This window comes from Marinactinospora rubrisoli (assembly GCF_042664915.1).
Taxonomy (GTDB): Bacteria; Actinomycetota; Actinomycetes; order Streptosporangiales; family Streptosporangiaceae; genus Marinitenerispora; species Marinitenerispora rubrisoli.
In genome coordinates, this window is record NZ_JBHTBH010000006.1 from 48,025 (window position 1) to 71,868 (window position 23,844).

Annotated in this window: 18 protein-coding genes; 7 read left to right on the top strand and 11 right to left on the bottom strand. The window is 74.2% G+C overall.

Annotated features, from left to right (window positions below):
• Positions 1 to 16 precede the first annotated feature (16 nt).
• From ACFQRF_RS13595 to cobC, 6 genes are all read right to left on the bottom strand, one after another.
• A complete protein-coding gene (locus ACFQRF_RS13595) occupies positions 17 to 1,303 on the bottom strand; it encodes a GGDEF domain-containing protein (RefSeq protein WP_379871440.1) in 1,287 nt (428 codons plus the stop codon).
• A 637-nt stretch (positions 1,304 to 1,940) separates the two neighbouring features.
• Positions 1,941 to 6,392: a GTPase gene (locus ACFQRF_RS13600; protein ID WP_379871441.1), complete on the bottom strand. Its 4,452-nt coding sequence runs from the start codon at positions 6,390 to 6,392 to the stop codon at positions 1,941 to 1,943.
• On the bottom strand, positions 6,389 to 8,275 hold the full coding sequence (locus ACFQRF_RS13605; protein WP_379871749.1) for a GTPase: 1,887 nt from the start codon (positions 8,273 to 8,275) through the stop codon (positions 6,389 to 6,391). The genes ACFQRF_RS13600 and ACFQRF_RS13605 overlap by 4 nt, the downstream gene beginning before the upstream one ends.
• A gap of 32 nt (positions 8,276 to 8,307) precedes the next feature.
• Positions 8,308 to 9,639 (bottom strand): uroporphyrinogen-III C-methyltransferase, encoded by a 1,332-nt coding sequence (cobA, locus tag ACFQRF_RS13610; RefSeq protein ID WP_379871442.1) that lies wholly within the window; start codon positions 9,637 to 9,639, stop codon positions 8,308 to 8,310.
• A 496-nt stretch (positions 9,640 to 10,135) separates the two neighbouring features.
• Positions 10,136 to 12,595, bottom strand: coding sequence for a nicotinate-nucleotide--dimethylbenzimidazole phosphoribosyltransferase (cobT, locus tag ACFQRF_RS13615; protein WP_379871443.1), 2,460 nt, complete (start codon positions 12,593 to 12,595; stop codon positions 10,136 to 10,138).
• Positions 12,596 to 12,827: 232 nt separating this feature from the next.
• Complete coding sequence (gene cobC / locus ACFQRF_RS13620) at positions 12,828 to 13,868, bottom strand: Rv2231c family pyridoxal phosphate-dependent protein CobC (RefSeq protein WP_379871750.1); 1,041 nt, start codon at positions 13,866 to 13,868, stop codon at positions 12,828 to 12,830.
• A gap of 191 nt (positions 13,869 to 14,059) precedes the next feature.
• Between cobC and ACFQRF_RS13625 the strand changes: the two genes are divergently transcribed.
• The gene (locus ACFQRF_RS13625; RefSeq protein WP_379871444.1) at positions 14,060 to 14,686 is read left to right on the top strand and encodes a Uma2 family endonuclease; all 627 of its coding nucleotides are present in this window, start codon (positions 14,060 to 14,062) and stop codon (positions 14,684 to 14,686) included.
• A gap of 67 nt (positions 14,687 to 14,753) precedes the next feature.
• Here ACFQRF_RS13625 and ACFQRF_RS13630 read toward each other — a convergent pair whose 3' ends face one another.
• The gene (locus ACFQRF_RS13630) at positions 14,754 to 15,386 is read right to left on the bottom strand and encodes a hypothetical protein (protein ID WP_379871445.1); all 633 of its coding nucleotides are present in this window, start codon (positions 15,384 to 15,386) and stop codon (positions 14,754 to 14,756) included.
• Positions 15,387 to 15,565: 179 nt separating this feature from the next.
• On the opposite strand from ACFQRF_RS13630, the gene cobJ reads away from it, so the two are divergent.
• Positions 15,566 to 17,299, top strand: a complete 1,734-nt coding sequence (cobJ, locus tag ACFQRF_RS13635) for a precorrin-3B C(17)-methyltransferase (protein WP_379871446.1) — start codon at positions 15,566 to 15,568, stop codon at positions 17,297 to 17,299.
• A 169-nt stretch (positions 17,300 to 17,468) separates the two neighbouring features.
• Here cobJ and ACFQRF_RS13640 read toward each other — a convergent pair whose 3' ends face one another.
• Both ACFQRF_RS13640 and ACFQRF_RS13645 read right to left on the bottom strand, forming a co-directional pair.
• Positions 17,469 to 18,272 carry a S1 family peptidase gene (locus ACFQRF_RS13640; protein WP_379871447.1) on the bottom strand — a complete coding sequence of 268 codons (804 nt, stop codon included), beginning with the start codon at positions 18,270 to 18,272 and terminating at the stop codon, positions 17,469 to 17,471.
• Positions 18,273 to 18,564: 292 nt separating this feature from the next.
• Positions 18,565 to 19,368: a S1 family peptidase gene (locus ACFQRF_RS13645; RefSeq protein WP_379871448.1), complete on the bottom strand. Its 804-nt coding sequence runs from the start codon at positions 19,366 to 19,368 to the stop codon at positions 18,565 to 18,567.
• A gap of 246 nt (positions 19,369 to 19,614) precedes the next feature.
• On the opposite strand from ACFQRF_RS13645, the gene ACFQRF_RS13650 reads away from it, so the two are divergent.
• The 5 genes from ACFQRF_RS13650 to ACFQRF_RS13670 are packed head-to-tail and all read left to right on the top strand — an operon-like array spanning position 19,615 to position 22,060.
• A complete protein-coding gene (locus ACFQRF_RS13650; protein WP_379871449.1) occupies positions 19,615 to 19,902 on the top strand; it encodes a 4Fe-4S dicluster domain-containing protein in 288 nt (95 codons plus the stop codon).
• Positions 19,899 to 20,516 carry a precorrin-8X methylmutase gene (locus ACFQRF_RS13655; protein WP_379871450.1) on the top strand — a complete coding sequence of 206 codons (618 nt, stop codon included), beginning with the start codon at positions 19,899 to 19,901 and terminating at the stop codon, positions 20,514 to 20,516. The genes ACFQRF_RS13650 and ACFQRF_RS13655 overlap by 4 nt, the downstream gene beginning before the upstream one ends.
• Positions 20,517 to 20,566: 50 nt before the next feature.
• A complete protein-coding gene (locus tag ACFQRF_RS13660; RefSeq protein WP_379871451.1) occupies positions 20,567 to 21,472 on the top strand; it encodes a sirohydrochlorin chelatase in 906 nt (301 codons plus the stop codon).
• A 54-nt stretch (positions 21,473 to 21,526) separates the two neighbouring features.
• Positions 21,527 to 21,841 carry a hypothetical protein gene (locus tag ACFQRF_RS13665; RefSeq protein ID WP_379871452.1) on the top strand — a complete coding sequence of 105 codons (315 nt, stop codon included), beginning with the start codon at positions 21,527 to 21,529 and terminating at the stop codon, positions 21,839 to 21,841.
• A gap of 33 nt (positions 21,842 to 21,874) precedes the next feature.
• Positions 21,875 to 22,060, top strand: coding sequence for a hypothetical protein (locus tag ACFQRF_RS13670; RefSeq protein ID WP_379871453.1), 186 nt, complete (start codon positions 21,875 to 21,877; stop codon positions 22,058 to 22,060).
• Positions 22,061 to 22,074: 14 nt separating this feature from the next.
• On the opposite strand, the gene ACFQRF_RS13675 is transcribed toward ACFQRF_RS13670, so the two are convergent.
• Positions 22,075 to 22,809 (bottom strand): hypothetical protein, encoded by a 735-nt coding sequence (locus ACFQRF_RS13675; protein WP_379871454.1) that lies wholly within the window; start codon positions 22,807 to 22,809, stop codon positions 22,075 to 22,077.
• A gap of 85 nt (positions 22,810 to 22,894) precedes the next feature.
• The gene (locus tag ACFQRF_RS13680; protein WP_379871455.1) at positions 22,895 to 23,803 is read right to left on the bottom strand and encodes a phosphotransferase family protein; all 909 of its coding nucleotides are present in this window, start codon (positions 23,801 to 23,803) and stop codon (positions 22,895 to 22,897) included.
• Between the last annotated feature and the right edge of the window lie 41 nt (positions 23,804 to 23,844).

Sequence of the window (23,844 nt, forward strand, 5' to 3'; positions counted from 1 at the left end):
CTGCGGTCGGCGCCGTTCACTCGGCCGCGGCCGGCCGCCCCCGCAACTCGCGCGCCGCCGGACCGCGCCGCCGCGCGGTGTCCGGCGGGCCGGACACGGTGAGGTTGCTGGTGACCGGCATGCAGACCCGGTCCCGCCCCGCGTCCTTCGCACGGTAGAGAGCGAGATCGGCCGCCGCCATCAACTCGATCAGGTCCCGCCCGTGGACGGCCAGCAGCGCCACGCCGACCGAGATCGTGATCGTCACGGTCGTCTCGTCCACCGGCAACGCCATGCGCCCCACCCTCGAACGCAACCGCTCGGCCACGCGGCACGCCTCCGCCATGTCGGCGTCCGGGAGCAGGACGACGAACTCCTCGCCTCCGAAGCGTCCGACGACGTCCGACTGGCGGAGTTGGTGGGTGATGGTGTTGGCGACTCCGGCGAGAACCTGGTCGCCGAAGAGGTGACCGTAGGTGTCGTTGACCCGTTTGAAGTGGTCGATGTCCAGGATCAGCACAGCCATCGATCGACCGACCTGCAGTGCCCGAGACAGCTCCGCCTCTGCTTCGCTCTGCCAGGTCGTAGCGTTCAACAGCCCCGTCTTCGGATCGGTTCGCGCCGCTGTCTGCAACTGCTGGAAGAGCAGGCTCCGATGCAGCAAGAGAACCGAGGGCAGTGCAATCACCACGAGTATCAGCGAGAGTCCGCACAGGATCGTGACCATGATGCCCATGCACAGCTCTGCGGTGTCGACGAGCAGATCCTCACGATCCCACAGGAGTTCCCGCAACGAAGTCTCGGGCGCACTGAGTCGGACGGCCGTGATGATCAGCATCGTGTCCAGCAGCGTGAACAGTGCGCCGCACACGATCGATGTCAGTAGCCCCTGTCCACTGAACTCAACCGGGTAGGAGGTGAACTCCGCGAGCCCGTCCAGGTTCGGTGTGAGCCCTCCCCCGGCCAGACGGGACAGCGTCGATGTCACATAACCGGCCAAGGCCACGGTCGCTGCGTTGAAGACGCGGCGGTAGATCAGCGTTCGCCGGACCCGAACCTGGTGCAGAACGTAGATCGGGATAGGGATGAGCAACGCGTACAGCGGCGGGAGCAGCAGGAACGCGGGCAGCCACCAGGCCCCCAGCAGATCCCGGGAGATTCCTGCCGGCATACCCAGCCGCCGCATGGCTTCGACACAGACGGAGGTGCAGCCGACCAATGCTCCAAAGGTGATGAGGTCCGCGGCTTCCACCGTTGTCGTCGCCAGTTCGAACACCAGCGCAACACACGCCGCGATCACCACCACGAAGAAGTAGCGGACCATTGCTGGAGACTGGGCGAACAGTGGCCAGTCGCGGAACGAGTGGCTGCGAAACCGTCCTCGCAAAGCAACGGTTCGCCGTGACGCCGCCACCCTGACCGCCCCCGATCCCGGACGCCGAGCGACTCCAGATCAACCGGAGCGCGCTGACCCGTCCCTCATCCGCACATACTCTGCCCTCGGGCCATGGACAGCCCTCCAACACAGCGTGACATTCAGTAATAGGATAGTCGCTAAACGTGCGCCCCGTGGTGGATGCGGCTACATTTGGAAGGCGCTCAAAGGCGACGACGTCGACCTTGATCGCTGTAGTGGATGCCACAAGACGGTCAGGTTCGCAGGTCGTGGGGGCCTGCTCCGTAGACCTCATCGGACTATGGTGCGGTCCTGACTCGCATCCACGACACGCACGGACAAACTGGGGGGATCAGGGCGACAATCCTCCCGCAGTGGGCACCGCACGCGGGAAGGAAGTCTGTCCGCTCACGACCGATTCTGGAGGAACCATGGGACGCAATCTTCACTGGATTTAGTCCAACGGGTCCAGAGCCCGAACCGCGCGAGCCGGGCGGAGGACGTCCCCTCACCCGGCTCGCGTTCGCCGCTATGTGCGGCCCGCAGGTCCTATCTCCCGTCCCTGCTAGGACGTCTCGTCGCCCCGCGCCGCGCGCAGCCCCGACGTGAAGCGGCGGTACTCCGTCAGCTCCGCCTCGATGGGCGCCACGATCTTGTCCGCGACCACGGCCGCCACTCGCTCCCGGCCCAGCGTCGCGACCTGTTCCCGCTTGCGCGCCGCGGCGACCGACACGAGGTTGCGGCAGCCGACCCCGGTCAGCCAGCCGACCAGAAGCGCGGCGGCGACCACCGCTCCCGCGAATCCCATGAAGACCGGGGCGCTCAGCGCCGGAACGGCGGTCAGCGCGCCCGTGAACTGACCGGCCACCAGCACGCCCAGCCACGCCAGACCGGCCACGCCCATCGCCACCAGCAGGTAGTGCAGGACCCGGACCACCCGCCACCACGACGGCGTCTCCTTCGGGTCCGGCACCGTGCCGGCGATGGCGGCGCCGAGTTCGTTGGCGACCTCGTCGGCGACGCCGCGCCCGGCCGCCCGGACCCGTCGGGGCCAGGGGGCCGGTAGCCCGGCCGCCACCTCGTCCGCGACGGCGCCGACGGCCGTGTCGATCTCGGCCTGCTGCGCGCCGACGGGGGCGGTCGCCGCGTCGGTGAGGTCCTCGTGCAGGAAGTCGAGCTGCATCGACCGCAACGGGTCCCGCCGCAACCGGCGGAGCCACCGGGTGATCGGCCATCCCACCATGCGGGTGCCCCGGCGCTCGTGGGCGGTCTCGACCGCGTCGGCGAGCGCGGGGACGCCGCCCGCGCCGGTCAGCTCGGTGGTCAGCGACTCCCGCGCCGCGTCGGGCACGCGGGTCGGCGCGTCCACGGCGGCGCTGTACGGCTCGAAGTCCTTCGTGACCCGCTCCAGGTCGGCGACGAGACGGTCGATCGCCGCCCGCCGCTCGGTCACGGTCTCCCGGAGCAGTTCGCGCAGCGCCGGTATGCCCTCCTCCGTGACGGTGGAGGTGGTGAGCACGCGCGGCTGGACCCCGGACTCGGTCTCCAGCAGCCGGCGCAGGTCGGTGAGCAGTTCCTCGACCTCGTCACCGTCCACCCGGTCCACCTGGTTGAGGACCGCCACCGTCACCGCGCCGTGGCCGGCCATCTCGGCGAGGTAGCGGTGGTGGACGGCGGCGTCGGCGTACTTCTGCGGGTCGAGCACCCAGATGAGCAGGTCGACGGTGCCGATCAGGCGGTCGGCCTCGACCGTGTGCGCGGCCCGGACCGAGTCGTGGTCCGGAAGGTCGAGCAGGATGAGCCCGGTGAGCTCGGAGTCGCCCCGGTCGAGTTCGCTGGTGCGGGACCGGCGGTACCGCGGCGGCACGCCCAGCCAGTCGAGCAGGCCGTCGGCGCCCTCGTTCCCCCACACGCAGGCGTGCGCGGAGGAGGTGGTCGGCCGGGTGATGCCGACCCGGGAGAACTCCAGCCCGCACAGCGCGTTGAAGAGCGAGGACTTGCCGCTTCCGGTTCCACCGGCGAGCGCGACGACGGTGTGGTCGGCGGACAGCCGCAGCCGCGCCCCCGCGTGGTCGAGCAGTTGCCGGGCGCGCGCCGCGAGGTCCGCGTCGATGTCGTCGCCGCCGATTTCGAGCATGGCGGCGAGCCCGTCCAGCCGGGCGATGAGCTCCTCGCGGGTGGTGGCCGGCATGGGCTGCCACATTTCGCGGGTGACCGGCTGGTACTCGTCGTCCTCCTCGACGACGGAGACCGGGCTCGGCTCCCACTCCGGCTCGGGTTCCTCCTCCGCGTCTCCGCTGCCGGGCTCAGCGGCGGTCTGGGGCGGGGGCACGGAGGCGGCGGGTTCGGCGACGGATTCCCGGGCCGGCTGGTCGTCTTCGCGCTCGGCGGCCACGGGCGCCGTCACGGGGTCATCGCCGCCGGTCCGTGCCAACGGCTCGGAAGCGTCGCCGTCCTGGGCGTCGTCGTCCCGGGCTGCGGCTTCGGCCGCGGCGGGGGCGTCCATCTCGCCCGCCGGTCCGGCCGCCGCCGGACGTTCGCCGGGGTCGGAGGCGTCGTCGGCCGTGCCGTCGGCCGAGGCCGCCGGTTCGGCCGGATGCCGGTTCTCCTCGGCGATGGGCGCGTCGACGGCGTAGGCCACGTATTTGGCCTGCGGCCCTGTCCTGCGACCGGCGATGCTGTCGTCGTCGACCGCCTCGGCCAGGCTGCCGACCCACCCGGCGAGGTCCTCCGGGTCGTCGGGGTCGAGCCGGTCGCCGCCGTCGGCGTCATCGCCACGGGGTCGCGCGTCCGGTCCGGAGACGGCCGCCGCGCTGCGCCGGGACGGTGCCGCGTGCTTGCCGTGCGACCCTCGCCGGGGAAGGGCGGGCCGGTCGGCGCCGTCCTCCGATCCGGCCGGCTCGGCCGCCGCGTCGGCGCCACGGTCCGCCGTCCCGAGCTCGTCGGCGTGCGTCCCGGACCGGGGGGCGCGGCGCTCGTCGTCCGTCTCGGGCCGCCGCCAGCCCGCGTCGGGCACGTCGGCCCCCTGCGACCACGCGGCGCCGCCATCGGCACGGCGGTCGGCCGCGGCGGCGTCGGCGACAGCGGACGGCGACTCCTCGGCCGCCTCCGGCCGGTGCCGATCCGCGCCCGGCACGCCGGTGCCGCTTCCGGTACCGGAGGGGGCGCCTCGGTCCTCGGCCATCGGCCGTCGCCAGCCCGCGTCCGGAACGGTGCCACCGGACACCCCCGGCGCCGCCGGGGGTCCGGCAGGGGCGTCCGTTTCGTCGCCGCCGGGCCGGCCGCCCGCGGTATCGGCGGGTGCCCCGCTCTGGGTGGCCGCCGACTCCGGGTGCCGCCATCCCGCGTTCGGCTCGTTGACGCCACCGGGCCACGGTGGTGCCGGAGACTCGATGGTTCGCCCGGCGTCCCGCCCCTTGCCGGTGCCGCCCTCCGGCCCGGCCGCCGCGCCGGAGGCGTGCCGGTCGGTGCCCGCATCGGGGCGGGACCGGTCCGTGGCGGACACGTCGGCTCGCGACGCCCACGGAGCGGACGGCGGGTCCGAGAGGGGCGACACGGCCCGGCCGTCCGCCGTCGTCCCTTCGGTGGCACGGTCACCGGACGCGGAATCGAGGTCACTCGGCGGCGCGGCGGCGCGTGCGGCGTGCCCGCCGGTCGCGGCGCCACGCCGGTCATCGGCCGGCACGGCCCGGCGCCGGCCCGGCGCCGCAACCGCGGTGTCCGGGGAGCCCGGGTCGGACGGGCCGACGGAACGGCGGCCCTCCTCCGCCCGATCGCCCACGGCACGGCCCTCGACCGCACCACCGACGTGCGCACCGGCGTCCGCCGCTTCCGAACGCCACCCGGCGTCGGGCGCGTCCGCGCCGCCGGACCGGGGGCCGGCCGAAGGCGCCGACCGGCGTCCGGGCCCCGCCAGGACGTCGGCGGCACCGCTCTCGGCCACGCCCCGGGCGCCCCCGCCGTCCGATCCCCCGTGTTCCCCGGTGGGCTGCGGTCGCCGTCCGGAGACCGGTTCGCCGGCGCCGGACGACCGCTGGTCAGGCGACGCCCCTACCCGGCCGTGATCCGGGTCGGCGTCCGGGGCCGCGGGCCACGGCGAACGCCGTGCTGGCGTGGTCGCGGCGCCGCCGGAGGAGTGCTGGTCGAACCACCCGCCGCGCTCGTCGGTCTCGAAGCCGTCGGAGCGCCACTGCCCGGCGGTTCCGGCGGCGGGCCGGCCGTCACCGGGTTCGGCCGAGGGCGCCGGGTCCGGCACGGGCGGCTCGGGCGGCGGGAGCGGGCGCAGCCAGCCGGTGTCGGTGGCCTCCGGCCATGCGGCGGACACGGTTCCCGCCGTGGTGGGCCGGTGCCGTGGGGTCTCCATGGGGCGACCGGGGGTGTCTCCCCCGGTCGTCGCGCCGTCCTCGGCTTCGCTGCTCGTGGACGGGGTGGGCCGGTGCCATCCGGCGTCGGGTGCGGCCGGAGCGCCGGGCTGCGGGTCGCTGGGTGACCGCCCGGCTTCGCCGGGACCGTGCCGGTCCACCGGCTGCGGGCCGGTCTCGCTGGCGCGATCGACGGCGCGGCGCAGGCTGGGGTAGGGGTTGGAGGCCGGGTCCAGGAGGTCGCCGGATTCCCCGGGCGCCGTACGGGACCCGACACCGGCCTGGTCGTAGACCCGGCTGTACCACTCGACGTCGACGCCGCCGGTCGTCTCGGGATCCCGGAACCACGCCGGGTTCTCCGCCGAGCGGTCGGCGGCCCCGTCCTCGGCGTCCGGCCGGGCCGGGTCCGGGACGGCCGCGCCGGTCCGCTGTGCGCCGGCCGGATCGGATGGGTCTGTGTCTCCCGTGGCCTGGGCGGGTGCCGTGCCACGCTGGGCGGACGCGTCGCCGCCGGTGTGCTCGGCAGCGGGTGCGTCGCCGGTGCCCGGGTCAGCCGGTGCGGCCGGGCCGTTCGCGGCGGGTTCCACGGTCTCCCCCTGGTTCTCCGCCACCTCCCTTTCGTCGTCGGAGTGAGCGGAGTTCCGGTGAGTCGTCATCGCGCAATCTCAAGGTTGTTCGTCGCTTGATGGAGCTGGGCGGCGTCATCGTCGCCGGGGACGCGCGCGGCGGCCAGCGCTTCGGCGAATCGCCGCTGCTCATCCTCGAAGAGCCCACTGATGCGGTCACGGAGGTCCTGACGCGCCGTAGCCCCGATGTTACGCAGGGACTCGGCGCCGAACACGCCTTTGAGCAAGCGCTGCGGCGCGGCGCTGCTTCCTCCCGAGACCGTCACCTCAGAGGTTCCGAACCCTAGCAGCCCCACGATGAGAACGAGGCCGAACGCCTCTTCGTCGTAGGTGACGAATCTGGCGACGGAGCGCTTGGTGACCCCGTCGGAGGCGATGAGCCGCACTACGCGGCGCTGCCACTCGGTGACGGCGGCCCGCGCCTGTCGCGGCAGTTCCTCGGGCAGCGTGGTCAGGCCGTGTGTGTCGGCCAGTTCCCGCGCGCCGGGGATCTCGTCCCACTGCTCGACGATGTCCTCGACCGCACGCTCCGCCGTGGAGACGATCAGCGCCTCCAGCGCATCGCGGATGGCCTTCTCCAGGCCCTGTGCCCGGGTTCCCATCCCCTCGGGCTTGGCCTTGCGCCGCCCGCGCACACGCAGCGACCGCCCGAGCTCGCCGCTGGCGGCGACGTCCTGCCAGCGGGCGAGCACCTTGCCGCGCAGCAGGGAACCGTTGCGCGTCGCCTCGTCGATCTCGGCCAGTCCGGCGGAGTAGGCGCGCTCGGCGGCGGCGGTCAGGCTCCTGGCCGCCTCCGCCTGCACCTCGACCTGCCGGGCGAGTTCGGGGACGCGGGTGCGGAAGCTATCCAGCACGCCCACGAAGGTGCGGCGGGAGACGAGGTCGCGCTTGGCGAGGTCGCCGGCGACGTCGGCGAGGTAGTTGCGGATCTGGTCGGCGGTGTTGGCGGTGAACCGGCCCCCGGCGATCTGGTCGGTCTCGGGGATGGTGAACCGCGCGGCGTGGCCGAGGCCGTTGGCGGCCAGCATCGCGCCGAAGTGGGCGGTGAGCTGTTCCCGCCCACGGCGGGGTACCCGGGAGAGCACGACGGCGAGGGAGGTGTCGCGGTCCCGGGCCACCTGGAGGAACTCCCAGACCCGTGCGTCGGCGTACCGCCGGCTGGTGGTGACGAACACCCACAGGTCGGCGGCGTCGAGGAACTTGGCGGCGAACTCGTGGTGCGCCGAGACCGCGGAGTCGACGTCGGGGGTGTCGAGCAGGGCGACCCCCTGGGGCATGCACTCGCTGGCGGCCAGCACCAGCATCCCGTCCTTGCCGGGCATGGCGAGCCCCTGCTGGCGGACCCGGGGCAGGCTGGGCAGGAACGCGGCCTCGCTGAACCAGTGCACGTCGGCGGGGTTGCAGGCCAGCACCGGGCTGTTCGTGGTCGGGCGCCGCACGCCGGTGGTGGTGACCTGCTCGCCGACGAGGCTGTTGACCAGCGTGGACTTGCCGGCCCCCGTGGACCCGGCCACGGCGATGAGCAGCGGCGTGTCGGCGTTGCGCACCCGGGGCAGCAGGTAGTCGTTGAGCTGGTCCAGCACGTCCGCGCGCGCGGTCTCGCCCTCCGTGGCACCGGGAAGGCCGGGGGCGAACTCGATGCTCCTGACCCGGGTGCGCAGCTCCTCCAGCTGACGCTCCAGCTGGGCGTCGCTCGCGACGGGACCGCGGTGCTTGGCCCGGCTGCGGGCGCCCACGGGGCGGGGTGCGGCCGGTGGCGCGTCGGGCACACCCGCTCGCGGGGGTGCCGGCGGCTTCCGTGACACCGGCGCCGCCTCGACCGCGGACGCGGCGACCGCGGGGGCCTCGGGGGTGTCGTCCGGCGTGGATCCGGCCTGCTCCGTCGTGGCTGGCACAGCAGGCGGCCGAGTCATGGCGGTACCGCCCTTCTCGTCGGTCTTCGCGGTCACGGAACCCGATTCCCTCTGGAGGCCGTATCACTCGTGGTCGCGGCCGTCGCCGCCGCGGACTGCGCGGTCGGGAGCCCCGGGAAGGCGACGTATCGACCCCCGTGCAGTATGTCAAGGTCGCGCGCCACGTTGACCACTTCTCCGATCACGACGACGGCCGGAGGCCGCACGCCGGCGTCGGTGGCGGCCTGGTGCACGGTCCCCAGGGTCGCGGTGATGGTCCGCTGGGTGGGCAGTGTGGCGTCCTGGACCACCGCGACCGGTGTGTCGGGGGCCCGCCCTCCGTCGAGGAGGGCGCGTGCGATGCGGTCGATCCGCTCCACTCCCATGAGGGCGACGATGGTGCCGTGCGAGCGGGCCAGGGCGGCCCAGTCGACGGTCGACCGCTCATCGCCGGGGGCCACATGCGCCGAGACGATGTGGACGTCCTGCGCCACCCCGCGGTGGGTGGCGGGGATGCCGGCGGCCGCCGGTCCGGCGAGCGCGCTCGTCACACCGGGGACCACGGTGACCGGCACGCCCGCGGCGACGCACGCCGCGATCTCCTCCGCGCCGCGGCCGAACACGAACGAGTCGCCGCCTTTGAGGCGGACGACGAACCGGCCGGCCCGGGCACGGTCGATGAGGACCCGGTTGATCTCCTCCTGGGTCATCGACCGCCCGTAGGGGATCTTGGCGGCGTCCACGATCTCGACGTCGCCGGGAAGCTCGTCGAGGAGGGCGGCGGGTGCGAGCCGGTCGACGACCACCACGTCGGCCTGCGACAGCAGCTGGCGTCCGCGCACGGTGATGAGCCCAGGATCGCCGGGACCGCCGCCGACCAGGGCCACACCGCGCAGCGGCTCCCGGCCGCGTCTGGCGTCGAGGGTGCCGTCGGCGAGGCCGTCGGTGATGGCGTCGCGCAGGCCGGCCGCCCGGCGCGGGTCCCCGTCGGCGAGCACGCCCACGGTGACGCCCGCGGCGGTCCCGCTGGCCGGGGTCCACGCGGTGGAGGCGTGCCGGTCGTCGGCACGCACGCACCAGATCCGCCGCGTCTCCGCCTCGGCGGCGACCGTGGCGTTGACGTCGGGGGCGTCGGTGGCGGCGTGCACCAGCCAGAAGTCGCCGAGTTCGCCGTCGTGCACGTCGCCCGGGCGGTACGGGCGGCGCTGCCAGGTGATGCGGCCGGCGGCGGCGAGGTCCTCAAGGGCGGCGGTGATCTCGGGTGCCACCAGGGTGACGCGGGCGCCGGCGTCGAGAAGAACAGGCACCCTCCGCTGGGCGACCCGACCACCCCCGACCACGAGCACGTCGCGTCCCTCAAGGCGCAACCCAAGAAGATACGTCACCGAGACAGCCCTCCCGATCCCGATTGTGACTGCTGCGTCAGGGCTCGTTGGCGCTCCGCCGCACGCCTGCCCCGCCGGGTCGGCTCCCGTGTGGTGTACCCCAGGGGACGTGTGCACCCTGCCCGATTCGCGGCAACATGATCAACAGCGCGCGGGTTCCGTCAATGCCCCAAAAAATACCGTGTGAAACGGGTGGTGCGGCTACGGGACGCGGCAAACCCGTGGGCCGTGTGCCCCGGCTCACCCGGCGCGCGTCGGCAGGGATGCGGGCCGACCGCCCGTTCATCAGCACGGGTCGGCCGCGCCCGGACACCCGGCGGCGTGGCGGATGCCGGTCTCCGCGACCGGCCACCGGGGCGGGCCCGGCCAGGGGGAGACGGTGTGCGGGCACGTCTCGGGCGGTGCGCTAACGCTTTGGTCACGCTTCGGGGTGGCGCGGCCACGGGAGCTGGAGCGGCGGGTCGCCGCCCGCCGCCCCCGCTCTTTCGGCCGCCGGTCACCGTCGCTCGGTCACGCCCGCGCTGTCGAAGGTGGCGACCTCGCGCAGTGCGCGCACCGCGCCCTGGAGCAGCGGCACCGCGAGCAGTGCACCCGACCCCTCGCCGAGCCGGAGTTCGAGGTCCACGAGCGGGCGCAGATCCAGGTGCTCCAGGACGGCGGTGTGCCCCGGCTCGCTGGAGCGGTGGCCGGCCACGCAGGCGTTCATCGACTCCGGGGCGAGCGCGGCGGCGGCGAGCGCCGCGGCCCCGGCGATCACGCCGTCCAGCACCACCGGCACCCGGAGCGCCGCACCGCCGAGAATGAAGCCGGCCAGCGCGGCGTGCTCCAGCCCGCCCACGGCGGCGAGCACCCCGAGCGGGTCGGCCGGGTCGACCGGGTTGGCCCGCAGCGCCCGGCGCACGACCTCGATCTTGTGCTCGTGCATGGCGTCGTCGACGCCGGTGCCCCTGCCGGTCACCTCGGCCGGGTCCCGCCCGGTGAACGCGGCGATGAGCGCGGCCGAGGGCGTCGTGTTGCCGATCCCCATGTCGCCGGTCACCAGGCACCGGTTCCCGGCCGCGACGAGGTCGCGCGCGACCTCGATCCCGGCCTCGACCGCGTACCCCACCTGGGTGGGCGTCATGGCGGGACCCCGGGTGAAATCGGCCGTGCCGCGCGCGATCTTGCGCGGCAGCAGGCCGGGCACGGTGGGCAGGTCGTCGACGACGCCGACGTCCACGACCGTGACCTCCGCGCCCACCTGGCCGGCGAAGGCGTTGACGACCGCGCCGCCCGCGAGGAAGTTGCGCACCATCTGTCCGGTGACCTCCTGCGGCCACGGGGTGACGCCCTGGGCGTGCACGCCGTGGTCGCCGGCGAAGACGGCGACGGCCGCCGGCTCCGGGATGGGCGGCGGTGCCTCGCCGGCCAGCCCGGCGAGCTGTGCGGCGATGTCCTCCAGGACGCCGAGCGCGCCCGGCGGGGTGGTCATGCGGGACTGGCGGTCCCGGGCCTCGCCGATCGCCCGCTGGTTCAGCGGCCTGATCGCCGAGATCGTCTCCTCCAGCAGGCTGGTCGGCTCCTCACCGGGCAGGCCGCGGCGGCCGTACTGGTCGCGGTGCACCGCCCACGACAGCGGGCGCCGCTGGGCCCACCCGCCGAGCGCGAGTTCCGGCTCGGTGGGGAACTCGTCGACATAGCCCACGCAGAGGTAGGCGACGACCTCCAGGTGCGGCGGCAGGTCGAGCGCGCGGGCGAGGTCGCGCTCGGCGAAGAAGCTGACCCAGCCCACCCCCAGCCCTTCGGCGCGGGCCGCCAGCCAGAAGTTCTCCACCGCGAGCGCGGTCGAGTAGCCGGCGGTCTGCGGCTGGGCGTGCCGGCCGAGCGTGTGCCGCCCGCCGCGGGTGGGGTCGACGGTGACGACGATGTTGACCGGGGTGTCGAGGATCGCCTCGACCTTCAGGCCGGAGAACGCGCGGGCCCGCGCGCCCGGCAGTGCGCGCCCGTACTCCTCGCGTTCGCGCTGGACCAGCTGCTGGACGCGGCCGCGCAGCCCCTCGTCGTGGATGACGACGAAGTCCCACGGCTGCGAGAAGCCCACCGAGGGTGCCTGGTGGGCGGCGGACAGCACCCGGGTCAGCACCTCATCCGGTACCGGATCGGAGCGGAACCCGACTCTGACGTCGCGGCGGTCCTGGATCGCCCGGTAGACGGCGGCACGGGCCGGTTCGGAGTAGGCGTGCCGGTCGGCACGCGGCAGGTCCGCGGCCGGGGCGGGGGCCGCCTCATCGGCGGACGGAGTCGCGGCGAGGTCGTCATGCTCGGGAAGCGGAGCGGCGGCGTGTGCGTTCACGTTCGAGGAATCGCCCTGTGGCTCGGGGTCTGGCGGTCGGACTGTGGTGGGGGCCGGGGCCCCCTTGTCTCTGCGCTGCGGCGCGGCGGCGCCCGGTTCGGGCGGGCGTCTCGCCGCCGCCAGGCCTGCGCCGCGGTCCTGCCCGGCCCCGCGGAACGGGATCACGTTGGGCTCGGCGACGGTGTCCGTGTCGGCCGGGTCCGTCTCCTCCGTTGTGGTGCCGGTGCCGTCCGTCTCGCGGCGCGTCAGCGGGGCGGCCGGTCTCGCCGGGGCCGGCCCGGGGTCGGCGGCGGGTTCCGCTTCGGTGGGATCGGTGTCGGCGGGCTCCGGCCGCACCGCCTCCGTCCGCAGCGGCGGGGGCGGGCTCCCGGCCGGGGGATCGGCGAGCATGTCGCCGCTTCCGGCCCGGCCGCGGATGGGCCGCGTCGGCGCCGCGTGGAACGGATTGCGGCGCGCCGGTTCCGCCGGCGGGACGAGCGACCCGGCACCGCGTCCCTGCTCGGGAAGGTCGTCCAGGAGGCCGCCTCCGAGAGACGGTGCGGCCGGTGGGTCGCGGCGCACGGCGGCCCAGCGGCCGGAGTCGTCGGTGCGGTCGGTGTCTGAGGTGGCGTCGTCAGCGGCCATGGCGAACCTCCGGTGCTGCGGAGCGTGGTCGGCGGGTGCGTCGGGGCCGTGTGCCGGCGGGCGGCACACGGACGTCCGGTCGGATCGCGACGGGAGCCACGGGCGCGGTCACGCGTCGCTGCGTTCGGGCAGGTCCCGGCACGTCTCTCCCTCGTGGTCGTGGCCGTTCACCCGCGCCGCCGGGGCGGTTCCCCCGCTCGGGCCGGGCGACGGCCGATCTCCTCACCATGACTCAGAGCAACTCTGCCAGAGTTCGCGTCATCCGGGAGTTGGTCTCGGAGTCTCGGACCGCGATCCGCAGCCAGTCGGTTCCCAGCCCGGGAAAGGTGTCGCCCCGGCGCACGGCGATGCCGCGATCCCGCAGGTCAGCGCGCAGGCGGTGCGCGCCGGGGAACCGCACCAGGAGGAAGGACGCCGCCGCCTCCGGGGTGACCCGCAGGCCGAGGCCGCTCAGCGCGGCGGCGAAGCCGGCCCGGTCGGCGGCGAGTCGGCGGGCCCAGGCGTCCGCCTCCGCCACGGCGTGTGGCGTCGAACACTCCCGGGCCGCCACCAGAGCCGGAGTGGACACCGACCAGAGGGGCTGCGCATCGGCGAGGGCGCGCACGGCGTCGGGGGCGGCCAGCAGATAACCGGCGCGCAGTCCGGCCAGCCCCCATGTCTTGGTGAGGCTGCGGATCACCACGAGCCCGGGAAGGTCGGCGCGGGCGCTCAGGGATTCGGGCTCGCCGGGGACGCAATCGGCGAACGCCTCGTCCACGACGAGCGTCCGGCCGGGCCGGGCCAGTGCGGCGAGGGTCGCCGCCGGGTGCAGCACCGAGGTGGGGTTGGTCGGGTTGCCGACCATCACGAGGTCGGCGTCGGCGGGGACGGCGGCGGGGTCGAGCACGAAGTCCGGCGGCAGCACCAGACGTTCCACCGGGTGCCCGGCGGCCCGCAGCGCCGCCTCGGGCTCGGTGAACTGCGGATGCACCACGACCGCCCGGCGGGGCCGCAGCACGCGGGCGAGCAGCACGAACGCCTCGGCGGCACCGGCGGTGAGCAGCACCTCGCCGGGGTCGCGCCGGTGCCGCTGCGCCACGGCGGCGCGCGCCGGCCCGGGGTCGGGGTAGGCGGCGAGGTCGCCGACGCTGGCGGCGATCCGTTCGGCGAGCCACGGTGGCGGCGTGCCGGTGCGGACGTTGACCGCGAAGTCCAGCAGCCCGGGGACGACCTCGGCGTCCCCGTGGTGCCGCAGGTCGACGTCCGGCTCCGGTGCCACCAGGTGCTCCCCCAGTCAGATGAATGCGACAAACAGCAGGAACTATACGTTTCACCGCGAGACACCGGAGATCGTCGCTGACCGGCCGATCGCGGGGCACAGCGGACGGTGCGTCGTGGACGCTCGCGGTCATACCGTCCGGCGACCGAAGATCGTGGAGGGAGAATCACGGAACGACCCGACGCCTGACCTGGGAGGTCTCTAGGATGACGATTCGACAGGGAGGAGCGTCGATGAACGCCGCCGTGCACGAACGGCCCGTCCACGTGCGGTCCGAGGAGCTCCGGACCGGATTGCGGGAACTTGCCGCCCATCTCGACGTCCCCAAGGGTTTTCGCACTGAGATCGTCAGGGGGACGATCACTATCTCGCCGACGCCATCGGTCAAGCTCGGGGCGATCGTTCGCCGAATCTATGACCAGGTGGCCCCCCAACTCTCTGGGGACAGCGTGGCGCTACAGGTCGTCTCCATCGCCTCACCCTTCAACGGCGACGACTACATGGCTCCCGACTTGGCGGTGGTCCCCGCTTCGGTGGAGGAAGAGGAAGGCTGGCTCCTCTCCGCCGATGCCGTCGACCTCGTCATGGAGGTCGTCTCGCCGAACAACGCCCTCAACGACACGGTCATCGAATCGGAGGAGTACGCGTCCTGGGGCATCCCCCTCTACCTGCTCATCGACCCGCGCAAGGGAACGGTGCGACTGCACTGGGACCCCGCGAAGAACGCCTACCGCGCCCACCAGGACATCGAGTTCGGGGAGATCCTGGAACTGTCCGGACCGCTCAAGGGCATCGAGATCGACACCTCCGATCTCCCGAGGTACGGCGCCTAGCGACCCTTCCGCCACGTCGGTCCCGGCATCGCGGACACGGCGGGGCGGACCGCCGCGAGCAGCCGGATCACCACAATCCGCCGATCGCCCCTCCCACTCCCACGACAACGACGATCACGGCGATGACGCCGACCAGCAGCCCGGCGAGGAAAAGCGGCTGCCGTTCGTACCAGGGCACGATCCCGGGATACATCTGATCCAGTTGCCTGGCGGTCACCGGGGCTCCGGGACCGCTCACGGGGAGCCGCAGGTGCCCGACCAGCCGGTCGATGTCCTCGCGGGTGTAGAAGTGGCCGTAGAACCGGGCGAGGACCTGGCCGCGCTCGTCGAGCACGAACACCGTGTCAGGGTTCGGGCCCCGCGGCGCGACGACGGTCGCGCGCACGACCCTCGTGGCTCCCCGCCACGACCGGCGGAGGCGGTAGCAGGAACCGATCATGATGATCTCGTCCGCCGTGACGACGGTGCGGGACATGTACAGGTTGGCCCAGGCCAGCGCCAGCAGCACCGCGAGGACGGGAGCGCCGAACACCAGCAGCGCGGGCGCCTTGGCGGCCGACCCGGCCGTGACCAGAACGGCGGCCAGGGTCGGGGCGATCAGGATGGGCCATCTCTTACCGGGGTCGGACTTCAGGACGAACGGCTCCGCGGGCCGGTTCCCAGCGGGAAGGACCCCGTTCACGGCCGGTTCACTAGGCATGCGCTGATTTTCCCCATAGACGACATCCGGGGCAATTCACCCATGCTCTCGCCCCGGCCCAGCCGTCCCGGAGCGGTCACCGGCCATGCACCCCGTCGCGGGCCGGAACCGTCCGCCCTCGTTAGACTCGGCGCCGCGCCGACGGCCGGCCGTGGCGCATCGGCGACCGAAGGGCGGGCATGGGCGGGATCGGCGTCATCGCGGTCACGGCGAGCGGCCGGGCGGCCGCGCGACGGCTGGTGGCCGCCTGGCCGGACGAGGCCGAGGCCGTCTCCGGCGAGCGGCCCGCCGACGCGCTGCGCGCCGCGTTCACCCGGCACTCCGCCGTGGTGAGCTTCCTGGCCGTCGGGGCGACCGTGCGGGTGCTGGCGCCCCTGCTCGCCGGAAAGCACACGGATCCGCCGGTCGTCTGCGTCGACGAGTCGCTGCGCTTCGCCGTCGCGGTGCTCGGCGGCCACCATGGCGGTAACGACCTCGCCCACCGGGTCGCCGCGGTGCTCGGCTGCACGCCCGTGGTCACCACCGCCAGCGACACCGTGGCCGCCACGCCCCTCGACTCCTACGGCGCCGACCTCGGTCTCACCGTCGCCGACCCGGCACCGCTCGCCTCCGTGGGCGCGGCCGTGCTCTCCGGCGATCCGGTCCGGCTGGAGGGGGCCGCCGGGTGGCCGCTGCCGCCGCTGCCGGAGAACGTCGGGCCGGACGTCCCGCACCCCGCGGCCGTGATCAGGGTGACCGACCGCATCGCGGCGCCGCGGGGAGGCGTCCCCACGGTCGTGTACCACCCGCCGTCGCTGGTCGTCGGCGTGGGCTCCGCGCGGGATGTACCGGCCGAGGAGGTCGGGACGCTGGTCGACGCCGCGCTCGCCGACGCGGGGCTGGCCCCGCGATCGGTCCGCGCAGTGGCGACCATCGACCTGAAGTCCGCAGAGCCGGGCATCCTGGCCGCGGCCGAGGCGCGCGGTCTGCCGGTGCTGGACTACCCGGCGGCCGAACTGGCGGCCGTCGCGGTGCCGAATCCGAGCGAGGTGGTGCGCGCGGAGGTCGGCACGCCCAGCGTGGCCGAAGCCGCCGCGCTGCGGGCGGCCACCGACCTGGGGAGCGCGGCGGAACTCGTCGTCCCCAAGCGCAAGTCCGCCAACGCCACGGTGGCCGTGGCCCGGCTGCACCCGCGCGGCCGGCTCGCCGTGGTCGGACTCGGCCCGGGCGCGCGGGACCTCCTCCCGCCGCGGGCGGTGGACGAACTGCGGCGGGCCTCGGTCGTGGTGGGCCTGGACCAGTACGTGGCGCAGATCCGCGACCTGCTGCGCCCCGGCACCCGGGTGCTGGCCAGCGGCCTCGGCCGGGAGGAGGAACGGGCCGGTACCGCCGTGCGCGAGGCCCGCGCGGGGGCCGCGGTGGCGCTGGTGGGCTCCGGTGACGCCGGGGTGTACGCCATGGCCAGTCCGGCGCTCGACCTGGCCGGCCCCGACATCGACGTGGTCGGCGTGCCCGGCATCACGGCGGCGGTCGCCGCCGCCGGCCTGCTCGGCGCGCCGCTCGGTCACGATCACGCCTACGTCTCGCTGTCCGACCTGCACACGCCGTGGGAGGTGATCGAGCGCCGGATCCGGGCGGTCGCGAACGGCGACTTCACGGTGTGCCTGTACAACCCGCGCAGCCGCAACCGCGACTGGCAGCTCACGCGCGCGCTGGACATCCTGGCCGAGCACCGGCCGCCCGAGACCCCGGTGGGCTACGTCCGCAACGCCTCGCGGGAGGGCGAACGCACCGTGCTGACCACGCTCGCGGCGATGCGGGCCGGTGAGACGGCCGCGGTGGACATGTTCACGGTGGTCCTCGTCGGCGGTTCCACCAGCCGGGCGGTGGCGGGCCGGTTCGTCACCCCGCGCGGGTACCGGTGGCGGGAGTAGCGGGTTTCGCCGCGTTCCCGGTGCCGAGGAGCGGCGGATCACCGTGCCGGGGAGACGGACGTCGACACCCCCGGCACGGCGTCCATGCGGAGCACCGCCCCCGCCCTGCGTTGCCGGCCGCCGCGACCTCGGCCACGACGGCCGGCAACGGAACGGCGGGCGGCCGTGGTCAGCCCGCGATCGTCCGCTCGATCCAATCGCTGTAGACGGTGACGTCCGTCCAGACCCCGGGGCCCGTGGAGCACACGTCGTCGCCGTCACCGTCGCGGCTGGTCGCCCCGATGAGCTGCCACCGTCCGGGGCCGCCCTGGACGAGTGGACCGCCGGAGTCGCCGGAGCATGCCTGCGCCTGCTCGGTGGGATGCTCGACGCACAGTTCGCTGGACCCGTCGGCGTCGACGCAACGCTCGGGGGCCACCAGCTCCGCGTCGAGCTCCTGGAGCGTCACCGGCGGCGTCGGGCACTCGTTGCCGTCGTCGCAGGTCATCCCCCAGCCGAGCATGCGCACGGGCGTGCCCGTTTCGCCCGCCTCCGGGGCGATCTCGATCGGCTCTTGGGCGACCGGCTGGTCCAGCTTGAGCAGCGCGATGTCGGCCGCCCACGAGTAGCCGTAGCGGAACTCGGGATGAACCACGATGTCGGAGAGTCCCGTGACGGTCCCGCCGGTGGTGCGGTCGTTGCTGCCCACACGGACGTCGATCTCCTGGGGCGCCTTCATCGCCGCGCAGTGCCCCGCGGTCACCACCCATTCCGGGTCGATGAGCGCTCCGCCGCAGCCGTGCTCGCCCTGGCCGTTCTGCAGGCTCACCATGAAGGGGTAGGAGTCGGCGGCGTCCTGTCCGCCGACGATGTGCAGCCGCCCGTCGGCGTGGGCGGCGGGGGCCATTGCGGTGAGGAGGACGCCGGCGCCGAGCGCGGCCGTGAGGGCGGAGGCCCGGGCCAGGCTGCGCTGCCGTTTCGGTGTGTCGTTCATCTTCTGACCTCTCCGGCCAGGAGACTCCATGCCGGTGGGGTGGTCTCCGTGCGAATTCGGCGGTGCCGACGTCCGCTTACGCGGCCACGGAGGGGGGAGCGAGATGGCCGCGACACAGGGGGTTCCGTTCGTTCGCGACCACTCCGACATGGCCCTGACCTGCGCGGACACTAACACGGACGCCGCGCGGACGCCAGGCCCGCGCGGCGCTCACCGTCCCCGCTCGATGATGCCGCGCCATGGAAACGGCCACGGCGACCGACGCGGCGAAACCGTCGGCGCGGGCCGCCGATCAGCCCGCGATCGTCCGCTCGATCCAGTCGGTGTAGACCGTGACGTCGGTCCAGACCGCGGGACCGGAGGCGCAGCGCGGATCGGTGTCCCCGTCGCGGCTGGTCGCTCCGACCAGCCGCCATCGTCCGGGGCCGCCCTTGAGCAGCGGTCCGCCGGAGTCGAACCTGCAGGCCTGCACGTACTCCCTCGGGTGATCGACGCAGATCTCGGTCGCGTCATCGAAGCCGCCGCACCGGTCACCGGCGACGATCTTGGAGTCCAGTTCCTGTAGCCGTGTCGGCAGCGAGAGGCATTCGTCGCCGGACTCGCAGGCCATCCCCCACCCCAGCATGCGCACGGACGTGCCCGGTTCGCCGGCCTTGCGGGCGATCTCGACCGGCTGCTCGGCCACCGGCCGGTCCAGCCGCACCAGTGCGATGTCAGCCGCCCAGAAGGGGGGCGGGCTATAGTCGGGATGCACGACGATCCGGACGACGTTCCGCTCGGTCCCCCCGGTCGTGCGGTCGCTGCTGCCGACGCGCACGGTGGACCGCTTCCCGTGCGTCACGCAGTGGGCCGCGGTCACCACCCATTCCGGGTCGATCAGCGTTCCCCCGCAGTAGTGCGTGCCCCGGTCGGCCTGCAGGCTCACCATGAACGGGTACTCGTCGGCGGCCTCCGAGCCGCCGATGATCGCCGGCGCCGCCGCGGCGTCCGCCGCCGGGATCAACGCGGCGAGGAGTACCCCGGTGCCGAGGACGCCCATCAGGGCGGATCGCCGCTTCGTGCCTTTCGCCGGTGGGTGCGCAGGTTCTTCGATCATCCCGGCCTTTCCGATGTGGACCACCGGCCGCGCCGGTGGTGTCCGTTGCGAATGGTCTTCCGGTTACACCTTGCGCCATAGGCGTCACAATTTGTGACAACGGCACGACGTTCGGCCGCGCTTTCGAAGGGCCGAACCGGGGTCCCCAGACCCGGCGCTGGGCCACGGATCGCCCGCCGGTACGCTGGTTCCGGCCTCGGGGCGGGGCCGTGGCGGCGAAGCTCCGGCCGAAGGAGGTCACGGAACGTGTCCGACACCCGCTGGAGGGTGGCGCCGGTCGCCGTCACCACGGCCTGCACGGCATGCGGCGCCTGCCTGCTGACCTGTCCCGAACGGGCCATCCGGCCGCACGGTCGGCCGCTCGTGATCCTCGCCGACCGCTGCACCGGCTGCCTGGAGTGCGTGGAGGTCTGCCCGGCCGACGCCGTCGTGGAGGTCCAGCCCGAGCGGCTGCGGAGCGGGAAAAGGGCCGAGCGGCTGCGGAGCGGGGTCCAGCCCGAGCGGCTGCGGAACGGAAGAGGCCACGCCGCATGAGCCGGCGGGTCCACGCGATCGAGGCGGAGTCCTACCGCATCCTGCGTTCCCGGATCGACCTCTCCGGGCTGCCCCCGTACAGCCGGGCCGTCACCGAACGCGTCGTCCACGCCAGCGCCGACCTCGGGTACGCCGCCGATCTGGTCATCGACGAACCGGCGGCCCAGAGCGCCGCCCGCGCACTGGCCGACGGCGCGCCCGTCGTCACCGACGTCGCCATGGTCGCGGCCGGGATCACCGCCCGGCGGCCGCACTGCCGTATCGACGACCCGGAGGCGGCCCGGCTGGCGGAACGCACCGGCATCACCCGCTCGGCCGCGGCCGTCCGGCTGGCGTTCGCCGACGTGGGCCCCGGCGCGGTGTGGGTCGTGGGGTGCGCGCCGACGGCGTTGGCGGAGATCATCGCGCTCGGCGTGGACCCGGTGCTGGTGGTCGGCCTGCCCGTCGGCTTCGTCGGCGCCGCCGAGTCCAAGGCCGCGCTGCGCGCCAGCGGCCTCCCGCAGATCAGCAACGTGTCCGAGAAGGGCGGGTCCGCCGTCGCCGCCGCGGCGGTCAACGCCCTGCTGTACGAGCCCGTCCCGGCGGAACCGCCGGATCGCCCGGCCGCGCGCTGACCGCCCTCCGGCCGGTCACGGCCGCCCCCCAGCCCCGTGAAAGGACGCCTATGAAGCCGCCCCTGCTCCTGGTCGGACACGGCACGCGTGACGAGAAGGGGGTCGCCGGATTCACCGCGTTCGTGGACCGCCTCCGCCGACGGCTCACCGACCGTGACGTGGCCGGCGGCTTCATCGAGCTCTCGCCGCCGCCCCTCACGGAGTCCGTCGGCGAGCTGTACCAGCTGGGCCACCGCCGGGTGGTGGCGGTCCCCATGATGCTGGTGGCCGCGGGGCACGCCAAGGGCGACATCCCCGGTGCGCTGGCGCGGGAGAAGGAGCGGCGCCCGGGGTTCGGCTACGTCTACGGCCGCCCGCTCGGCCCGCACCCCACCGTGCTGCGGCTGCTCGCCGAGCGCCTGGACGAGGTGCTGGACGCGCCGGCCGCCGAGCAGCCGGACACCGCCGTCCTCCTCGTGGGGCGCGGCTCCACCGACCCCGACGCCAACGCCGAGGTGGTGAAGGTGGCCCGGCTGCTCCAGGAGGGGCACGCCCGCGGGCGCGGCGTCGCGTTCGTGGAGCCGGCCTTCATCTCGCTGGCGTGGCCGGGCGTTCCGGAGGGCCTGGAGCGGATCCGCCGCCTGGGCGCGCGCCGCGTGGTGGTGCTGCCGTACTTCCTGTTCGCGGGCGTCCTGCCCGACCGGGTGGTCGACCAGTCGCTGGAGTACGCCGCGGCGCACCCCGAACTCGATGTCCGGTGCGCCCCGGTGATCGACGACTGCGACGGCCTCGCCGATGTGATCACCGAGCGGTACGACGAGGCGGTGCTCGGCGACATCCGGATGAACTGCGACACCTGCGTCTACCGGATCGCCCTGCCGGGTTTCGAGGACCGGGTGGGCGCGCCCCAGACCCCGCACCACCACCCGGACGACCCGGCACATGGCCACGGCCACGGGCATGGGCATGGGCGCTGACGCGCGGGCGGCCCGGATAGCCCGGACGGCTGCGGCGCGCACGGCGGCGATGCCGTGGAGTGCGGAATCGACGACCTCGTGGCGCGGCTGCGACTGATTCGGGGCTCCGCCGTGGGCAGCGGCTCCGGCCGTCCCGAGCACCCGGATCCACGGCTGCGGCCGCGGCTCGCGGGCTTTCTCGCCGAGCACCCGGCGCTGCGGGCGGACCGCGGCCATGTGGAGTTCCTGGAGCGGTACGCGGGTGCCTCGATCGAAGACACCGAGGCGGCCCGGCTCGTGGACGTCTTCGGCTTCCCGGAGGCGTCGTCGGACTTCGCCGAGATGGACGGCCCTGTCGTGGACGGCGACGGACGCCTGGTGTTCGCGTAGTGCGTCCACCACGACATCCGCGACGGCCGGCTCGTGGACGGTTACGAACACGACTTCGCGTTCAGCGTCTCCGGCGACCGGGAGCCCAGCGTGTACCACTGTGCGTCGACCATGCGTACCTCGGGCCGGCCGTTCCACCTGCACACCGGCGACCTCCGTTCCTGGCTCGCGGAACTGGTGGACGCGGGCGGGGTGTACCCCCGCCCGGCGTTGGAGTAGGTCCCGGCTCGCCCTCACCGGTTGCCGGGGAGCGGCGGCCAGTCGTCCGCCGCGTGCCGCAGCAGCTGCGGGACGCGGTCGGCACCCTCCTGGCGGACCAGGGACTCCAGGCAGGGGCAGACGTCCAGTCGCCCGCGCATGGCGCAGATCTGGACGCCGAGCAGCCGCAGCCCCACGGAGAGCACGCGGAGCTGGTCGGCCGGCAGCAGTCCGGCGGGAGCGAACAGCGATGTCAGGAGATCACGCCGATGACGGGCCAGCTGGGCGAACACGGCCAAGGCCCGTCGGCCGACGCGCACGCGGACGGACAGGCCGGTCGCCATGTCCTTCAGTACCGGCTCCGCCGCCTCGGGGCGCACCGCGTCGCACAGCTCGGCGAGGACGTCGAACACCACGCAGTCGGCCGAATCGCCGTCGGAGACCAGGAACTCCCACCCCTGCCGGTCGAGCACCCGGCCCATGCCCCTGGCGATGGCGGCACGGCCTTCGCCGGCCCACACCTCGTGGACGGTGCGCACGTCGGTCTTCGGTACGGCCGTCCACAGCGGCGGGGTGCCGCGCCGATCCGGCGGCACGCGCACCCAGCCGCGTCTGCCCGCAGCCGTTCCCAGGGAGCGCCGCAGCCGCAACCGCTGCTGCAGCGCACGCGCGGTCAGGGCCTTGGTGGTGTGGCTGTGGCAGGGAGGGAACCGCCGCTTGCGTCGGCACCTGCTCCCGTCGAGATTCCGTCCCTTACATAGCGTCGCCATCTTCTGACATTCCGCCACCGGCTTCGCGGGCGGCAGTAGCGGGAACGGCAGCGTTTCCTGTCGTGGGACGGCCTGCGGCACCGGGTCACCCACCGGCGCCGAGGGCCCGCGCGTCCGCACCTCGCACCTCCCACGCGCGCTCCAGCTGGGTCCGGAGCAGCGCCAGCGGGCTGTCGTCCCTCCCCTGGAGCCGGTCGGCCAGCAGCAGCACGGTGCCGCAGCGGGCGAGGTGGACCCCCCTGACGCACACGGCGGAGTCGTATCCGGCCGCCGAGGCCACGCGAACGGCCGCCGCCGCGCCCACCGAGATTGCCAGGCCCGCCACGTCGGCGGCCGGATCGCCGAGTTCCGCGTCCGTCCAGTCCAGTACGCCGCAGACCCTGCCGTCTCCGGTCACCCGGAGGTGTTCGCCCTTGAGGTCGTTGTGCACGAGGACGCGGGCCGCCGGCCCGTTCGCCGCGAGGGCGGGTGGGACGAGTCGTGGCAGCAGGCCGACGTCGAACCGGCCGTGCGCGGCGAGCCAATCCGCGGCCGTGCCCGCCCGTCGGCTCAGGGCGGCGACGTCCGGGGGTTCCGCCGCCGGTACGCCGACGGCGGCCGCCGCGTGCACGGGGACCGAGCGGAGGCCGGCCAGCAGCCGCGCGAGGTCCGCCTCGCCCGCCGTGCTGACACTTTGGTCCTCGCCAGAGGCGCCCGGTATCGCGGCGTCGACGGTGAAGGTGCGCCCGGGCGCCCACTCCCCCACGGCGACGCTCCGCGGGAGGGGGATGCCGACGTGCGGGCGGACGAGGTCCCGCAGCGCGATCTCCCGCCGCTGGCGTGCGGAGGCGTCCCTGTCGAGGGCGAAGCGCGCGACGTGCCGGGTTCCGATCCGCCAGGAGGAGTGCTCCCCGCCCTCCCCGATGGGCCGGACGGGCGGGATGGTGTTCTCTCCCAGGGCGGACCGGACCACGTCGGCCACCACGTCAGCGGTCGGACCGTGCTCGGGCGTCATATCGCCAGCGTGCCGGGCCGGTGCGGCACCGGGCAACCGCA

Bases quoted from the DNA above. Each gene is read 5' to 3' on its own strand.
- ACFQRF_RS13640 (WP_379871447.1), bottom strand. From the start codon at position 18,272: ATGAACGACACACCGAAACGGCAGCGCAGCCTGGCCCGGGCCTCCGCC.
- ACFQRF_RS13595 (WP_379871440.1), bottom strand. From the start codon at position 1,303: ATGGTCCGCTACTTCTTCGTGGTGGTGATCGCGGCGTGTGTTGCGCTG.
- ACFQRF_RS13605 (WP_379871749.1), bottom strand. From the start codon at position 8,275: ATGACTCGGCCGCCTGCTGTGCCAGCCACGACGGAGCAGGCCGGATCC.
- ACFQRF_RS13660 (WP_379871451.1), top strand. From the start codon at position 20,567: ATGAAGCCGCCCCTGCTCCTGGTCGGACACGGCACGCGTGACGAGAAG.
- ACFQRF_RS13600 (WP_379871441.1), bottom strand. From the start codon at position 6,392: ATGACGACTCACCGGAACTCCGCTCACTCCGACGACGAAAGGGAGGTG.
- cobJ (WP_379871446.1), top strand. From the start codon at position 15,566: ATGGGCGGGATCGGCGTCATCGCGGTCACGGCGAGCGGCCGGGCGGCC.
- ACFQRF_RS13655 (WP_379871450.1), top strand. From the start codon at position 19,899: ATGAGCCGGCGGGTCCACGCGATCGAGGCGGAGTCCTACCGCATCCTG.
- ACFQRF_RS13645 (WP_379871448.1), bottom strand. From the start codon at position 19,368: ATGATCGAAGAACCTGCGCACCCACCGGCGAAAGGCACGAAGCGGCGA.
- ACFQRF_RS13675 (WP_379871454.1), bottom strand. From the start codon at position 22,809: ATGGCGACGCTATGTAAGGGACGGAATCTCGACGGGAGCAGGTGCCGA.
- cobT (WP_379871443.1), bottom strand. From the start codon at position 12,595: ATGGCCGCTGACGACGCCACCTCAGACACCGACCGCACCGACGACTCC.
- ACFQRF_RS13680 (WP_379871455.1), bottom strand. From the start codon at position 23,803: ATGACGCCCGAGCACGGTCCGACCGCTGACGTGGTGGCCGACGTGGTC.
- ACFQRF_RS13625 (WP_379871444.1), top strand. From the start codon at position 14,060: ATGACGATTCGACAGGGAGGAGCGTCGATGAACGCCGCCGTGCACGAA.
- ACFQRF_RS13630 (WP_379871445.1), bottom strand. From the start codon at position 15,386: ATGCCTAGTGAACCGGCCGTGAACGGGGTCCTTCCCGCTGGGAACCGG.